The sequence below is a fragment of the Stackebrandtia sp. genome (genome assembly GCF_035643755.1).
Lineage (GTDB): Bacteria > Actinomycetota > Actinomycetes > Mycobacteriales > Micromonosporaceae > Stackebrandtia.
This window is the reverse complement of the sequence record NZ_DASQPW010000018.1, coordinates 1-15,684: the sequence shown is the minus strand read 5'-3', so window position 1 is coordinate 15,684 and position 15,684 is coordinate 1. Positions and strand designations below refer to the sequence as shown.

Here is a 15,684-nt window from a genome sequence, read left to right as displayed (position 1 = left end):
CATGACCACGTTCGCCACCTGCCTGTGGTTCGACGACCAGGCCGAGCCGGCCGCCGCCTTCTACACCTCGCTGTTCGACGACGCCCGCATCGTGGAGACCATGCGCTACGGCAAGGAGGCCGGGGACCGCGCGGACACCGTGATGACCGTGGTGATCGCGCTCGGCGACCAGCGCTACACCTTCCTCAACGGCGGTACCGACTTCACCCTGAACGAGGCGGCGTCCATCGAGGCGCACTGCGCCGACCAGGCCGAGATCGACCGGCTGTGGGAGGCCCTGACCGCCGATGGCGGCAGCGAGGGCCCGTGCGGCTGGCTGAAGGACAGGTTCGGGGTGTCCTGGCAGATCGTTCCCGCGGAGTTCATGGAGATGCTGCGCGACCCCGACAGCGCGAAGGTTCAGCGCGCGACCCAGGCGATGTTCCAGATGAAGAAGCTCGACATCGCCGCGCTGCGCGAGGCCTTCGAGGGCTGAGGCGATCTCTCAGGGGTGTGGCGCCGGTGCGAAACCGGCGCCACACCCATCTGTACGTCCGCAAATGCCGGATATCCGACAGTTCCGCGCCGCGGCCGGACCTAACGTCGAGTCATCACCGAATAACGCGAGGAGGTGCGGCATGCGCAGAAACGCTGTCGTCATCACAACCCTGGCCGCCACCATCGCCGCCGTCAGCTTCGCGACCCCGGCGTACGCCGCGTTCCACGATCGGGTCAAGAATCCGTACCTGCACTCGCTGCTGGACGTCCTGACGCTCGCGATCGTCGCGTCACCACTGTGGACGGCCTGGCTGTGGGGCTCCTACCGCCGCAGGGGCCTGATCGCCCTGATCGCGGTGGTGCAGATCCCGGTCGCGGTGTTCTCGTTCGTTCCGATCGCCGACCCGATCCTGCACGCCGTGGCGCTGGCGCTGAGCATCACGATCACCACCACGGCCATCTGCTATGTCCGCAGGGCGGCCAAGTACGAACAGGCCACCCGAGCCGCCGCCGCGGAAACCGAAACGCCCTAAGGCGGCGGTCAACTGCCGGGGGTCGGTGACCACGCGGTGTGTGCTGGCACGGGTGCGCACCACCAGGCCGACCACCCGGTCCCCTTCACACACGGGCCGCGCCTCGGGACAACCGGGGTGCGGCCCGTCCACGCCGCCGCCGACGCGGGTCACCGCGTGGAAGGAACAGTGGCTATCGTCGGTGAAACCCCAGGCGCGAAACAGCTCCACGCCGCCCATCATGTAGATGCCGACGCTCAGCACGCGATCGCCGTGGTCGCGGCGGTAGAACGCCGCGCACATCCCGGGCACCGCGACCCCCTCGATGTCCACATCGTAGAGAACCTTGTGGAGGGTGAAGTCGGTCAGGGCGCCCAGGACGTCGGGTTCGATTGTCAGCGGCATGATCGTTTCAACGAGCCACGACCCCGCGGGTAATGGCGTGATCAGCCGAAAAACACCTCGGCCTCGGCCAGGCGCTCGGCCGGGACCGTCTTGAGCTCCGCGGTGGCCTCCGCCAGGTTGACCCGCACGATGTCGGTGCCGCGCAGCGCCACCATCTTGCCGAAGTCGCCCTCGTGGACGGCGTCGATGGCGTGCAGGCCGAAGCGGGTGGCCAGCACCCGGTCGTAGGCGGTGGGGGTGCCGCCGCGCTGCACGTGTCCCAGCACGACCGCGCGCGACTCCTTGCCGGTGTTCTTCTCGATCTCGTCCGAAAGCCACTGGCCGACGCCGCCGAGCCGGACGTGCCCGAAGGAGTCCAGGCCCTTGTTCTGGGTGACCATCTCGCCGGCGGCGGGCTGGGCGCCCTCGGCGACCACCACGATCGGCGAGTAGTCGATCTTGAAGCGCGACTCGACGTATCCCACCACTTCGGAAACGCTGAATCGCTTCTCGGGCACCAGGATCACGTTGGCGCCGCCGGCCAGGCCGGAGTGCAGCGCGATCCAGCCGGCGTGGCGGCCCATCACCTCGACCACCACGCAGCGGTGGTGGCTCTCGGCGGTGGTGTGCAGCCGGTCGATCGCCTCGGAGGCGATGTTGACGGCGGTGTCGAAGCCGAAGGTGTAGTCGGTGGCGCCCAGGTCGTTGTCGATGGTCTTGGGCACACCCACCACGGGAACACCGTCGTCGGTGAGCCGCTTGGCCACGCCGAGGGTGTCCTCGCCGCCGATGGCGATCAGCGCGTCGATGCCGAGGTCGCCGACGTTGGCGCGCAGCCTGGCGAGACCTCCGTCCACCTTGTACGGGTTGGTGCGGGACGACCGCAGGATGGTGCCGCCGCGCGGCAGGATGCCGCGCACCTCGGGCACGCCCAGCGGCATGGTCTTGGCCTCCAGCGGACCGCGCCAGCCGTCCTTGAAGCCGACGAAATCGTGGCCGTACACCTCGACGCCCTTGCGGACCACGGCCCGGATGACGGCATTGAGACCGGGGCAGTCTCCGCCTCCGGTCAGCACACCTATGCGCACTGTCAACACTCCATAATGTATTGGTGTCTGTCGATGGCGAGACCCCGTTGTCCCTGCCGTTACCTGCCTGAGAGCTTGCCTTCAACACTGTGACGGGAGCCTATAACGACCCCGAACCGGCCTCGCGCGCCCGCCGCAGGGTTTCCCAGCGGGCGAGATTGTGCCGGGCGTCGGCCAGGGCGGAGTGCTGGTCGGTGGGCGCGGCCGGCAGCGAGGGTTTGCCCAGCTCGTCCCACAGTTGCTTGAGGTCCTTGGTCATGCGGGGCAGGGCGCGCGGCAGCGCGGGCATCGCCCCCCACAGCTGGGCCAGGACGACGTGGTCGTAGGCGCCGTACCAGGCCCACAGTTCGATGCGGGCGCCGGAGACGCCGCGGATCGGCTCCACCAGGAAGTCGTACAGCTCGTCGCGGATCTGCTTGCGGGACAACCAGGCCGGGTCGGCCGGGGACGGGAGCTTGTCGAGCACGTTGTCGCGCACCCAGGGGATCGCCTTGGACGGATCGAACTCCGTGGACACCGCGTAAAACTCCCGACCGTCCTCATCGACCGCACCGATCGACACCAGGTCGATCGTGGTGCCGTCCTCGATGAACTCGCAGTCGTAGAAATACCGATGCACCGCCACAGTAGGCCTTTCGTCCGATGGCCGTATCACTCAAACGGCTCGTTTTAAGCGTCACTTCCGGGGTCGAACCGTCACGCGTTGAGACGGTACGGCAGAGTATCCGCGGCTGGAAAACTGGTTGTTCATGATGCATGACCGGATGGGATTCGGACATTCATCTATAAATCACGTAAAATTCTGACCGAGACGGTGGAAGCCGCCTCACCAGTCTGACCAACAACCTGCCCGAGCACTGTCGCACATCCGATTAGCGGCCTGTACATCACGGCAAAACCCAGCCATCATCGACAGAGATACAACGCAAGCCCTATAAGGGTTAGGGGGTGGCTCGTGGACGTTCGATCGTCTGACGACCTGTTGGCCGGTGTCATGATGTTCACCGGCCTCGACGCCGAATCCCGGCGTCGCATCGCCGCCAAGGCGATCCCGCGCCAGTACCGGCGGGGGCAATTGTTGTTCGTGGAGGGCGACCCCGGGGAGTCGCTCATCATGGTGCGCTCCGGGGCGGTCGCGGTGTTTCGCACCGCCCCCACGGGAGAGCGCGCCATGCTGCACGTCGTGCGATCCCCCGACGTCCTGGGCGAAGTGTCCCTTTTGGATGGTTCGGTGCGCTCGGCCTCGGCCGAGGCCCTTGAGGACACCAGCGCCATGGCCCTGGCCCGCACCACCTTCCTGGAGATGGTGCACGCCTCCCCCACCATGTTGGACGCCGTGATGCGCACCATGGGCGGCATCGTGCGGCGCCTCACCGAGCAGAGCTCCGACCATGTCTTCTTGGACCTTCCCGCCCGGGTGGCCAAGGCGCTGGTGCGCCTGACCGGCCATTCCACCGCCCCGATGATCACCATCGAGCTCAACCAGACCCAGCTGGCGGAGCTGGCCGGGGGCTCCCGGCAGAGCGTGAACCAGGCGATCGGCACCTTCGCGCTGCGGGGTTGGCTGCGCACCGAGGGTCGCCGCATCGTGGTCACCGACGTCCCGGCCCTGCGCCGCCGCGCGGGCATCGACGAGCTCTGATGTTCCACTAGGGACACTGAGGTCAATCGTTCCCCTACCGCCCGCCGAGTACTAGTGTGGGTCCGTCCGCGACACGATGGCCAGGGGAGCGCGATGTCCAAAGACTTTGTCCACCTTCACGTTCACAGCGAGTACTCGATGCTGGACGGCGCCGCCAAGATGCGCCCGATGTTCAGCGAGGTGAAGCGCCTCGGCATGTCGTCGGTGGCCCTGACCGACCACGGCAACATGTTCGGGGCGTACGAGTTCTACCAGGAGGCCAAGAAGGCCGATGTCAAGCCGATCATCGGCATCGAGGCGTACCTGGCGCCCGGGGACCGCGGCCACAAGAAGCCGGTGCGCTGGGGGCGCCCGGACCAAAAGAGCGACGACGTGTCCTCAGGCGGCGCCTACACGCACATGACGATGTGGGCGGCCAGCTCCGCGGGCCTGCGCAACCTGCTGACGCTGTCGAGCCTGGCGTCCTTCGAGGGCATGTACCACAAGCCGCGCATGGACGTCGAGCTGCTGTCGGCGCACCACGAGGGCATCCTGGCCACCACCGGCTGCCCGTCCGGCGAGGTGCAGACCCGGCTGCGGCTGGAGCAGCCGGAGGAGGCGCTGGCGGCGGCGGCGAAGTACCAGGACATCTTCGGCAAGGAGAACTTCTTCCTCGAGCTGATGCACCACGACCTGGAGATCGAGCGGCGGGTGCGCCAGGGCCTCATCGACATCGGCAAGAAGCTCGGCCTGCCCGCCATCGCCACCAACGACTCCCACTACGTGCACGCCGACGACGCCGAGCACCACGAGGCGCTGTTGTGCGTCGGCTCGGGCAAGACCCTCACCGACCCGAACCGGTTCAAGCTGGAGGGCGGCGGTTACTACATCAAGTCGGCGGCGCAGATGCGCGAGTACTGGGACGCCGAGGTCCCCGACGCCTGCGACAACACGCTGCTGATCGCCGAGCGGGTCGGCTCGTACGACGAGGTGTTCGCCGAGGTCGACCGGATGCCGCGCTTCCCACTCAAGGCCGGCGAGACCGAGGACAGCGTGCTGCGCGCCGAGGTGGAGCAGTACGCGCCGCAGCGCTTCCCCGAGGGCATGACCCAGGAGTACCGCGATCGCGTCGACTTCGAGTTGGGCGTGATGTCCGAGATGGGCTTCTCCGGCTACTTCCTGGTCGTCGGCGACCTGGTGCGCTGGGCCAAGAGCCAGGCCATCCCGACCGGGCCCGGCCGCGGCTCGGCCACCGGCTCGCTGGTGGCCTACATCCTCCAGATCACCGACCTCGACCCGATCGAGCACAAGCTGATCTTCGAGCGCTTCCTCAACCCCGAGCGGGTCTCGCCCCCCGATATCGATCTGGATTTCGACGAGCGCCGGCGCGGCGAGGTGATGCGCTACACGATTGACAAGTGGGGCGAGGAGAACGTCGCCCAGGTCATCACCTTCGGCACCATCAAGACCAAGGCGGCGCTGAAGGACTCCGCCCGCGCCCACCTGGGCCAGCCGGGCTTCTCGGTGGCCGAGCGCATCACCAAGGCGCTGCCGCCCCCGGTCGCCGCGCAGGACATCCCGCTGTCGGGCATCGTCGACCCCGAGCACGAGCGCTACAACGAGGCCGCCGAGATTCGCTCCCTTGTGGAGAACGATCCCGAGGTGAAGCAGATCTTCGACACCGCGCGGGGACTGGAGGGCCTGATCCGCAACGCGGGCGTCCACGCCTGCGCGGTGATCATCTCCGCCGTCCCGCTCATGGGCCAGGTTCCGCTGTGGATGCGCCCCGACGGTTCGGTCATCACCGGCTGGGACTACCCGTCCTGCGAGTCCATGGGCCTGTTGAAGATGGACTTCCTGGGGCTGCGCAACCTGACGGTCATCGGTGACGCCATCGAAAACGTCAAGCGCAACCGTGGCGTCGAGCTGTCCACGGAGACCATCTCGCTGGACGACCCCGTCACGTACGAGCTGCTGGGGCGCGGCGACACGATGGGCGTGTTCCAGCTGGACGGCACGGGCATGCGGGAACTGTTGCGCCGCATGCAACCCACGAAGTTCGGCGACATCGCCGCGGCCCTGGCCCTGTACCGCCCCGGCCCGATGGCCGCCAACGCCCACACCAGCTTCGCGGAGCGCTCGAACGGCCGCCAGGCCATCGAGCCGATCCACCCGGAGCTGAAGGAGGCCCTGGAGCCGATCCTCAGCGAGACCTTCCACCTGCTGGTGTACCAGGAGCAGGTGATGGCGATCGCGCAGCAGCTGGCGGGCTACACCCTGGGCGGCGCCGACCTGCTGCGCCGCGCGATGGGTAAGAAGAAGAAGGAGATCATCGAGAAGGAGTTCGAGAAGTTCTCCGACGGCATGGCCTCCAACGGCTATTCGAAGGAAGCCACCCAGACGCTGTGGGACGTGATGCTCCCCTTCGCGGGCTACGCGTTCAACAAGTCCCACACCGCCGGTTACGGGCTGGTGTCGTACTGGACGGCGTTCCTGAAGGCCAACTACCCGGCCGAGTACATGGCGGCGCTGCTCACCTCGGTGGGAGACAACAAGGACAAGTCCGCGCAATACCTGGCCGACTGCCGCAAGCTCGGCATCAAGGTGCTGCCGCCGGACGTCAACTCCTCGGTGCGCAACTTCTCGGCCGTCGGCGGCGACATCCGCTTCGGCCTGGGCGCTATCCGCAATGTCGGCACCGGGGTCGTGGACTCCATTGTGACCACGCGCCAGAAGAAGGGCGCCTACGAGTCCTTCTCGGACTTCCTGCAAAAGGTCGAGCTGCCGGTGTGCAACAAGCGGGTCATCGAGTCGCTCATCAAGGCGGGCGCCTTCGACTCGATGGGGCATTCGCGCCGCGTCCTGTGCGAGCAACACGAGACCCTCGTGGAATCCATTGTGGGGGTCAAGCGCAAGGAGGCCGAGGGCCAGTTCGACCTCTTCGGTGGCCTGCTCAATCCCGAGCAGCCCACCGAGGCCGGCGGCAAGGACGACTTCTCGGGCGAGGAGTGGCCCCGCAAGACGGCCCTGGAGTTCGAGCGCGAGATGCTGGGCCTGTACGTGTCGGGCCACCCCCTGGAGGGCGCGGAGATGCAGCTGCGCCGGGCGTCGGAGAACCGCATCGCCGACCTGCTGGCCGGGGAGCAGTCGGACGGCACATCGGTGACGATCGCGGGCATCATCTCGGGTCTGGAACGCCGGGTCACCAAGCAGGGCAAACCCTGGGCGAAGGCCACAGTGGAGGATCTGGACGCCGCGATCGAGGTGCTGTTCTTCCCCAAGACCTACGAGTTCGTCGGCCCCGAGCTGGCCCAGGACCTCGTGGTGTCGGTGCGCGGCAAGCTGAACAAGCGCGACCAGGAGACGTCCATCGTGGCCATGGCCATGGACCCCTTGGAGATCAACGAATCCGACCTGGTCAGCGAGCCGACCCTCACCCTGAACGTCCAGCTGGCGAAGGTCAACGAGCGCATGGTCGACGAGCTGAAATCGGTGCTGCGCGGCAATCGCGGCGACATGGCGGTGCGGGTGCGGCTCAGGTCCGGAGCGCAGGAGACCCTGCTGGCGCTGGACGACAGCTACAAAGTCGCCTCCGGCCCCAGCCTCACCTCCGAGCTCAAGAGCCTGCTCGGCGGGGAGTGTCTCGAATAGAGCGTCGGCATGAGACGGACGATGGGTCCCACCATTGGTGGGACCCATTCCTTTGGGTCAGGCGGCGACCGCGGCGACCGGACGCTCCGTCAGGTTGCGCAGGGCCGTGGGGAGCGCGGCCACAAGGGATAGCAATACGGCCCCGCCGAGCACGGCCGGGTAGATCCCGGCCGAGCCCTTCGGCAATGCGGAATCAATGCGCACCAGGCTGTACGGCACCACCGTCGCGGCGGCGGCGAGGGTGCCCAGCAGCACGGACAGCAACACACAGGCCACCGCCTCGGCGAACACCATGATCAGTAGCTGACGGCGCTGGGCCCCCACCAAACGCAGCAGCCCGAACTCCTGGCGACGCCGGCGAGTGGAGGCGATCAGGGTGTTGAGCACCGAGATGGCGCAAAACGCGATGATCATGGTGACCACGATGTAGTTGACCTCCTTGATCGTCTCCAAGCCGTCCGTGGACCCGGGGATCTTCGCGATGACGCTGTTTTCGGTGCCCTGCATGTAAAGCGTGCCGCATGTGATGCCGACCAGAAGGGACAGCGGGGCCACCACGGCGGCGACCGCACGGGGGCGGGCGGCGAGATTGCGTCCGGCCAGCCGCGCGCCCGCCACCGGCAGGGCACGCAGCACGGCGGCCAGCGGCGCGATGAACGCCGGGCTCAGCAGGGACAGGCCGATCGCCGCCCATACGCAGGCGGGTCCGGCGGTGGCCGAGAGGTACATGCCGTTGGGCATGTACAGGGTCGTCACCGCCATGCCGACCCCGGCGGACGTGGCCGCCAGGCCGCCGATGAGGCGGAGGCCGTTCAGGGCACGGCCGCCCGGCGCCTCGCGGGTCTCGGCCAGCGCGCGCATCGGCGCGATGGCGGCGGCACGGCGTCCGGCGAACCACGCACCCGCGCAGGTGGCCAGCAGGGTCACGGCCACCGCGACGGCGACCATGCGCCAGTCGACGTCCAGTTTGGAGGACTTTGAGATCACGCCGCCGTCGACCAGCCAGTGCCACACGAATGATCCGAGGCCGATTCCGGACAGTCCGCCGAGCACCATCGTGGGTACCGCGACCGCCACCGCCTCGCAGACCACGCCGCGCCGCACCTGGCCGGGTGTGCCACCGATGGCGCGCAGCAGCGCCAGTTCGCGCTCGCGGTGCTGCACCGTCAGGCCGACGGTCGTGGCCACGGCGAAGATCACCAGCACCGAGGTCCAGCCGCCCAGCACGACCGCCATGGTCCTCAGTGTCCGGTCGTCGGGTGCGTCGGCGGTGACGCTGGTCGCGAACAGGGTCGCGAACGCCGACAGCAGGGCCGTACCGGCCGCGATCACGCAGCCGGAGGCCAGGTACGCCGGAACGCGGGCCCTCACGGTCCGCAATGCCAATCGGAACATCAGGCCACGCCTCCCGCCATGTCGAATGTGGACAGCGGCGCGGCGAGGCGGGCCATCCTGGCGGCCACCTGGCCGGGACTCAGCCCGGCGACGATCTCCCGAACGCGTCCGTCGGCGAAGAACACCACGGTGTCCGCTTTGGACGCCGCGATCGGGTCGTGGGTGACCATGACGATGGTGCGTCCGTCGCGGTGCACCACGTCGCGTAGCAGGTCGAGGACGGCGGCGGCGGTGTGGGTGTCGAGCGATCCGGTGGGCTCGTCGGCGAAGATGACCGCCGGCTCGGCCAGCAGGGCGCGGGCGACGGCGACCCGCTGTTGCTGGCCGCCGGACAACTCGGCGGGGCGCCGGTCGGCCGGGGCGGACAGGCCGAGCCGGTCCAGCAGCTCCCGGACGGCGCCCCGGGCGGGTCGGCGCCCGGCCAGTTCAAAGGGGAGGGTGATGTTCTGACGCACCGTCAGCGTCGGAATCAGGTTGAAGGACTGGAAGATGAAGCCGAGGCGGTCGCGGCGCAGCCGGGTGAGCGCCGTTTCGTCCATGGTGTCGATTCTGGTGCCTTCGATGGCGACGGTCCCGGAGGTGACCCGGTCGAGTCCGGCCGCGCATTGCAGCAGGGTGCTCTTGCCGGAGCCGGAGGGCCCCATCACGGCGGTGAAGGTGGCCGGGGCGAAGCTCAGGCTCACCTGGTCGAGGGCGGTGACGGCGTTGTCGCCGCGGCCGTAGCTTTTGACCACATCGCGCAGTTGGACCGGATATCGTTCGTACGGTGTATTCGTCATGGATGACATCGTACGAACGATAAGTGGCCCACGCACGGGTGCAAACTTCCCATGTGGGGTAGGGATTTCCCCACTCTTTTTCGCCGCTGTCCGGAGCCGGGGTACAGTTTTGTCACGGCCGAGGAAACGTGACGAAAAGAGGCGCCGATGACCACCACCCCGAGCTGCCTGGTGTGCGGCAAGCCGCTCAACGCGCCGGGGCGCGGCCGTCCTCCCCGGTATTGCTCGCATGCCTGCCGGGCGCGGGCCTATCGCGCCCGGGTCGCCGCCGGGGCCGATGACCGGCGCCACGGCGACGTCCGCGAAGTTCCACTGAGCACGAAGGGCGTGGTGGACGCCGCGATCGCGCTGGCCGACCAGGATGGGGTCGGCGGGCTGTCCATGCGCCGCGTCGCCGCCGAGCTCGGCGTGGGCGTGATGTCGCTGTACGGGCAGGTGCGGGGGCGCGATGAGCTGCTGGAACTGATGATGGACAAGGTGTTCGGCGAGAACCGCCCGCCCGAGGGTCCGCCCGGGGATTGGCGCTCCGCCCTCGAGCTGTCCGCGCGCCAGGAGTGGGAAGTCTACTTGCGACACGACTGGGCGGCGCCGCTGGCCGCGTTCACCCGTCCGCCCATCGCCCCGAACCTCATGGCGCACGGCGAATGGCGGATGCGCGCGCTGGACGGCCACGGCTTGCCGTTCGACACCCTGCCGCAGGTCTCGGCGATGTTGAGCAACATGACCTTGAGCGCGGCGTTCGCGCGTTCCCGGGAACGCGAGGCCGAGCGCCGCAGCGGCATCACCCGGCTTGAATGGTTCGCCTCCCGCGCGAAGGACATCGCCGCGGCCTTCGCGTCCCACGACCTGCCACTGACGTCGCGCTTCGACGAGCGCACGTTCGAGGCCTCCCAGCCCGAGGCGATGTTCGAGTTCGGGCTGAAGACCCTGCTGGACGGCGTGGCGGCGCTGATCGAGGACAACGGTTCCGGCGCTTAAGGACTCGATGGTGAGCACCAGCTTGCGGAGCAGATCCGCGAGCTGATGCTTTTCCCTGTCGGTCAGACGGGACAGGATGCGTTGCTCGGCGTCGTCCTCGCGGCCCAGTTGGGATTCCACGGCGCGGTGGCCCGTGGGGGTGAGGCGGACGGTGACGCGGCGGCGGTCGGCGGTGTCGTGTTCGCGCTCGACCAGGCCACGGGATTCCAGGCCCGACAGGCGGGCCGACAGGGCGCCGCGGGTGAGGTCGAGCACGTCGGCGAGGGCCGAGGGGGCCAGTTCGTAGGGTGGGCCATGGCGGCGCAGCATCAGCAGGGTCTTGAACTGCCAGTACGCCAGGTCGTTGGCGCCCAGCGCCTCGGAGCGTCCCGCGGAGACGCCCCGGGCGGCAATGGACAGGCGGCCGATGATCTGTTCCTTGAGGGGATCGAGGTCCGGAAGCTCGGTGGCCCAGAGCTCCAGTCGATCGTCCACTGAATCGCGCATGTGAATAGTTTAATGCGAAAACTGTTTGCTGGTGGATAGTTTTATGTCTAACTATCTTTGCGGGCATGACGAACACATCGATACAGATTCCCAGTCATGTTGTCGCCGCGACGGTTCGCGGCCTGATCAAGGGCTTCCGCTTCGCCGAGGCCCGAGCGCTGCTGGAGGCCGCCGACGGCGCCGACGACGCCGAGGTGGCCGTGGCGCGCGCCGAGCTCATGGTGAACGAGGACTGGTACGCCGCCGACGCCACGACCGAGGCCGCGCTCGCCGCATGCGCGCGGATCGTCGAGGCCCATGGCGGGCCCGAGGACCGCTGGGAGATGGAGTACTGGACGATGCGCGCCGCCTACGGCCGCATGCTGTTCCCGTGGACGGGACAGTGGACCAGCTCCCGGGGCCGGGGCCGCGAGTTGTCCGATATGGAGGCTGTGCGCTCGCACGCCACGGCGTTGCGGGACAACGCCCCCGACGGGCGGCGCCGCGGCTGGGCCGAGTTCTACCTGGGACTCATCGGCGACAACGTCTTCGGCGAGCGCACCGACTCCCCCGGCCACTTCGCCGCCGCCCTGCGGGCGGGTCGGGAGCACGGCGACGACCATCTGACCTTCGAGGCGCTGCGCCACCTGGGCGATCACAGCCACGACGCGGGCGAGCACGACCTGACCCGGCAGCGCTGGGAGGACTCGGCCCGCCACGCCGCCCGCGCGGGTCTCGTGGGCCCGACCCTCGCGCAGTTGCTGCTGGTGGCGGTGACCGCCCGCGACCACGGCGACGACGCGGGCGCGCTGCTGCTGGCCCGGATGGTGTCCATGTGGGCCACGGAGATCGGCTTCCGGCGGATCAGCGACCAGGCCGAGTCCTTCATCAAGGGCGACGACCCGACGGCCGGGCCCGAGCCCGAGAACTAGGCCGACTGGCGGCGCACCAGGGTGGCGGGGAAGACGACGCGGCGCGGCTCCACCTGCTCGGCGGAGTCGATGCGGCGCAACAACAGTTCCCCCGCCGCCGCGCCGTGCTCGCGGGAGGAGGTGGCCATGGTGGTCAGTGGCGGGGTCACCAGGGCCGCCGCCTCGATGTCGTCGAAGCCGATCACGGCGAGGTCCTCGGGCACCGCCACCGAGCGGTCGCGGGCGGCGTACAGCGCGCCGATCGCCACCACGTCGCTGATGCAGATGACCGCGTCGGGCGGTTCGGCCGCGTCCAGCAGTCGCGCCATGCAGCGGGCCCCGCCCTCCAGGGAGCCGTCGGAGCGGATCACCAGGGCGGGGTCGGCGCGCTCGACGGCGCTGCGGTAGCCCTCGACGCGGCGGGCGGGGCCGCCGAAGTCCTGCGACCCCGTGATGAAGCCGATGCGGCGCCGACCCTGGTCGACCAGGTGGTGGGCGGCCATGGCGCCGGCGTCGTAGTCGGCGTTGGTGACGACGTCGAAGCCGGGGCCGGGGATATCGGCGCCCAACAGCACCAGCGGAACCTCCGCGTCGATCAGCGGCTGGACGGCGACGATGCCGGGCTCGGCGCCCGCGATCACCATGCCGTCCACGCGGGTCATCAACTGGCGGATCAGATCCCGCTCCACGTCGCCGTCGCCGTCGGTGGCCGAGACGATGCAGTGGTATCCCTTGGGCCGCACCGCGTCCTGCAGGCCCCGCGCGGCGGAGGTGTGGAACGGGTGGGACAGGTCGGGGACCAACAGGGCGATGGCGGAGGTGCGCTGCGAGCGCATGCCGCGCGCCATCTCGTTGGGGCGGTAGTCGAGTTCGGCGATCACCTCGAGCACCTTGGCGCGGGTCGCCTCGGCGACGGGGCGCCGCGAACTGAGCACATGGGACACGGTGGTCACGCTGACTCCCGCCCGCGCCGCCACGTCCGCGATGCCCACGCGCCCTCGACGTGCCACCGTCACACCACTCCCTCGCTGTTGGCCGTTCACCGTGCAGTATGAACCAATTCGTTTTGGCCGCGCCGTCGACCACGTCCCGGTTGCGCATGTAAATCGTTTTGCATATGCTGGACGCCGACATCCTCCGTGTGGAAAGGCCCGCCATGGTGACATTCGCGCAACTGCGTCAGGCCAGTGGAGAGACGCTACGCGGCGCCGCCGACGGCGCCCGCAAGATGGCCCGCGAGTTCGAGCAACACGGCGGCGACACCGACACCTACCGCAGGTCGATGACGGCGGCGTGGGAGGGCGCCGACTCGGCCGCCGCGGGCGAGCGGCTGTCGGGCATCGCCAATCGCTACCGCGGCGTGGCGGGTTCCTTCGCCAAGCTCGACTCGATCGCGTCCACACTGGCCCAAAACATCGATCGCTCCCGAAGCCTGCTGGAGTCGGCGGTCTCGTCGGCGCCCGGCATTCCCGGGTCCGTGGACGCACAGGGGACCGTCCACATCGATCAGGCGGCGCTGGGTTCGAGCCCGTCCGCCGCCACCGTCGCCATGGCGCGGCAGCGCGCCGAGCAGGTCGCGGGCCAGATCCGGCAGGCGCTGACGCTGGCCAACAACGCCGACAGCCAGGCGCGGCAACAACTGGGCACGCTGGCGCCCGTCAGCGGCGCGGCCCCCGCCTCCCCCGCGGGCTCCGTCCCCGCCCGCGGCACCGATCCCGCCGCGGTGAAGAAGTGGTGGGACGGGCTGTCGGCGGCGCAGCGCGAGGACCTGATAGCCGCCGACCCCAAGCAGATCGGCGGCCTGGACGGCGTCCCCGTGGCGGTGCGCGACCGCGCCAACCGCCTGGCGCTCAGCTCCGAACTGGACGATGTGACCGCCCGCCGTGACGCCCTCAAGCAGCGGGTCGACGGGATGAACCCCGGCATCGGCGACCGCGGCGACTTCCCCCAGCGCGCCGAGTACTCCAAGCTCAGCGGCGAGCTGCGGGACCTGGACCAGCGCGCCGACAACCTCCAGACCGTCCGCGATCAGTTGAGCCGCACCGACATGCAGGGCTCGACCGAGAAGCTCTACCTGGTCGACTACGACTCGGCCGCCGACGGCAAGCTCGTGATGTCGGTGGGCAACCCCGACACGGCCAACAACGTCGTCACCTACGTCCCCGGGATGACCACCGACGTGGAGCACATCGGCGCCAACATCGACCGCTCGCTGCGGATGCAGGCCGACGCGGTGGCGGCCAACCCGAACGCGTCCACCGCCTCGGTGATGTGGCTGGGCTACGACGCCCCCGACGGCGTGCTGGGCGCGGCGGGCGACGGCTCCTACGAGCACGCCCAGCCCGATCTGCGGTCCTTTCAGGAGGGCCTGCGGGCCACGCACCAGGGCGCCCCGTCGCTCAACACCCTGCTGGGCCACAGCTACGGCTCCACGACGGTCGGGTACGCGGCCAGCCAGGGCGGCCTGGGCATCGACAACCTGGTCATGGTGGCCAGCCCGGGCTCCACGGTGGACAACGCCGGGGACTTCCCGGGCCTGACCGCCGACCACGTCTGGGCGGCACGCGGCAGCGACGACATCATCCAGTACGTACCCGAGTTCGTGCACGGCAACGATCCCGTGGACGCCGACTTCGGCGGTCGGGTGTTTCCCGGCGGCGACGGCGGGCACTCCAGCTACTGGGACCCGGGCAACCCCGCGCGCGGCAACATCGCCAACATCGTCACGGGTCAATACGACAGGGTCCCGCCCGCCATGCAGGACCCGGGCCTGTTCGCGCCCGTCCACCGATGAGGCGCGCGCTCGCCCGCGCGCTGGTCACGGTGCTGGCGGCGGCATGCGTTCCCATCGTGGCCCTCGCGTCCCCCGCCTACGCCGCCAAGTGCGACCCCGAGTCCCGCGACACCCCGATGCCGCAACAACCCTGGCCGCTCCAGCGGCTGCGCCCCGAACAGGTGTGGCCGCTGACCCGCGGCCAGGGCGTCAAGGTCGCGGTGATCGACTCGGGCGTCGGCGTCCACCCCGTCCTCAAGGGACAGGTCACGGCGGTCGACTACACCAAGGACGGGCGCGGCGCCCGCTGCGACATGGCCTCACACGGCACGCTCGTCGCGGGCATCATCGCGGGCCTTGACAGCCCCGACCAGCCGTTCCACGGCCTGGCGCCCGACGCGCACATCCTGTCGTACCGCGTGATCGACACCGTCGAGAGCTCCACCAGCCGCGACGCCTCGGTCCCCGTGGTCAAGGCGATCCGCGACGCCGCCGACGCGGGCGCGGGCGTGATCAACCTGTCCCTGACGGCCGCCAACACCAAGGCGCTCAAGGCCGCCATCGCCTACGCGTACAAAAAGGACGTCGTCGTGGTCGCCGCGGCGGGCAACTCGGGAGTCAAGGGCACCAAGGAATACCCCGCCGCCTAC

13 protein-coding genes and 1 pseudogene are annotated in these 15,684 nt (G+C 69.2%); 8 read left to right on the top strand and 6 right to left on the bottom strand.

All coding sequences use genetic code 11. From position 1 onward, the window contains the following. The first annotated feature begins 1 nt into the window (after position 1). Entirely contained in the window at positions 2-475 is a 474-nt protein-coding gene (locus VE172_RS01315) for a VOC family protein (RefSeq protein WP_324796031.1), read from the top strand. A 142-nt stretch (positions 476-617) separates the two neighbouring features. After that, positions 618-1,010: a hypothetical protein gene (locus VE172_RS01310; RefSeq protein WP_324796028.1), complete on the top strand. Its 393-nt coding sequence runs from the start codon at positions 618-620 to the stop codon at positions 1,008-1,010. A gap of 425 nt (positions 1,011-1,435) precedes the next feature. On the opposite strand, the gene VE172_RS01305 is transcribed toward VE172_RS01310, so the two are convergent. Both VE172_RS01305 and VE172_RS01300 read right to left on the bottom strand, forming a co-directional pair. Beyond that, on the bottom strand, positions 1,436-2,461 hold the full coding sequence (locus VE172_RS01305; protein WP_324796025.1) for a 6-phosphofructokinase: 1,026 nt from the start codon (positions 2,459-2,461) through the stop codon (positions 1,436-1,438). 100 nt (positions 2,462-2,561) lie between these two features. Continuing rightward, entirely contained in the window at positions 2,562-3,080 is a 519-nt protein-coding gene (locus VE172_RS01300; RefSeq protein WP_324796021.1) for a polyadenylate-specific 3'-exoribonuclease AS, read from the bottom strand. Between the two features lie 378 nt (positions 3,081-3,458). Here VE172_RS01300 and VE172_RS01295 point away from each other — a divergent pair, with 378 nt between their 5' ends. Both VE172_RS01295 and dnaE read left to right on the top strand, forming a co-directional pair. After that, positions 3,459-4,103: a Crp/Fnr family transcriptional regulator gene (locus VE172_RS01295; protein ID WP_414715048.1), complete on the top strand. Its 645-nt coding sequence runs from the start codon at positions 3,459-3,461 to the stop codon at positions 4,101-4,103. A 93-nt stretch (positions 4,104-4,196) separates the two neighbouring features. Further along, positions 4,197-7,733 (top strand): DNA polymerase III subunit alpha, encoded by a 3,537-nt coding sequence (gene dnaE, locus VE172_RS01290; RefSeq protein WP_324796015.1) that lies wholly within the window; start codon positions 4,197-4,199, stop codon positions 7,731-7,733. A gap of 57 nt (positions 7,734-7,790) precedes the next feature. On the opposite strand, the gene VE172_RS01285 is transcribed toward dnaE, so the two are convergent. Beyond that, positions 7,791-9,104 carry an ABC transporter permease gene (locus tag VE172_RS01285; RefSeq protein WP_324796012.1) on the bottom strand — a complete coding sequence of 438 codons (1,314 nt, stop codon included), beginning with the start codon at positions 9,102-9,104 and terminating at the stop codon, positions 7,791-7,793. A gap of 23 nt (positions 9,105-9,127) precedes the next feature. Continuing rightward, the gene (locus VE172_RS01280; protein ID WP_324796076.1) at positions 9,128-9,907 is read right to left on the bottom strand and encodes an ABC transporter ATP-binding protein; all 780 of its coding nucleotides are present in this window, start codon (positions 9,905-9,907) and stop codon (positions 9,128-9,130) included. A gap of 147 nt (positions 9,908-10,054) precedes the next feature. On the opposite strand from VE172_RS01280, the gene VE172_RS01275 reads away from it, so the two are divergent. After that, on the top strand, positions 10,055-10,885 hold the full coding sequence (locus tag VE172_RS01275) for a TetR/AcrR family transcriptional regulator C-terminal domain-containing protein (RefSeq protein ID WP_324796073.1): 831 nt from the start codon (positions 10,055-10,057) through the stop codon (positions 10,883-10,885). 189 nt (positions 10,886-11,074) lie between these two features. On the opposite strand, the pseudogene VE172_RS25630 reads toward VE172_RS01275, so the two are convergent. Beyond that, a pseudogene (locus tag VE172_RS25630) lies at positions 11,075-11,194 on the bottom strand (MarR family transcriptional regulator); the annotation flags it as partial. 242 nt (positions 11,195-11,436) lie between these two features. Here VE172_RS25630 and VE172_RS01265 point away from each other — a divergent pair. Further along, on the top strand, positions 11,437-12,282 hold the full coding sequence (locus VE172_RS01265) for a hypothetical protein (protein WP_324796009.1): 846 nt from the start codon (positions 11,437-11,439) through the stop codon (positions 12,280-12,282). Here VE172_RS01265 and VE172_RS01260 read toward each other — a convergent pair. Beyond that, a complete protein-coding gene (locus tag VE172_RS01260; RefSeq protein ID WP_324796006.1) occupies positions 12,279-13,271 on the bottom strand; it encodes a LacI family DNA-binding transcriptional regulator in 993 nt (330 codons plus the stop codon). The genes VE172_RS01265 and VE172_RS01260 overlap by 4 nt on opposite strands. A gap of 146 nt (positions 13,272-13,417) precedes the next feature. On the opposite strand from VE172_RS01260, the gene VE172_RS01255 reads away from it, so the two are divergent. Both VE172_RS01255 and VE172_RS01250 read left to right on the top strand, forming a co-directional pair. After that, positions 13,418-15,055 carry an alpha/beta hydrolase gene (locus VE172_RS01255; RefSeq protein ID WP_324796004.1) on the top strand — a complete coding sequence of 546 codons (1,638 nt, stop codon included), beginning with the start codon at positions 13,418-13,420 and terminating at the stop codon, positions 15,053-15,055. Next, positions 15,052-15,684 (top strand): S8 family serine peptidase (locus VE172_RS01250; protein WP_324796001.1); only part of this gene is annotated, 633 nt, incomplete at its 3' end. The genes VE172_RS01255 and VE172_RS01250, both read left to right, overlap by 4 nt.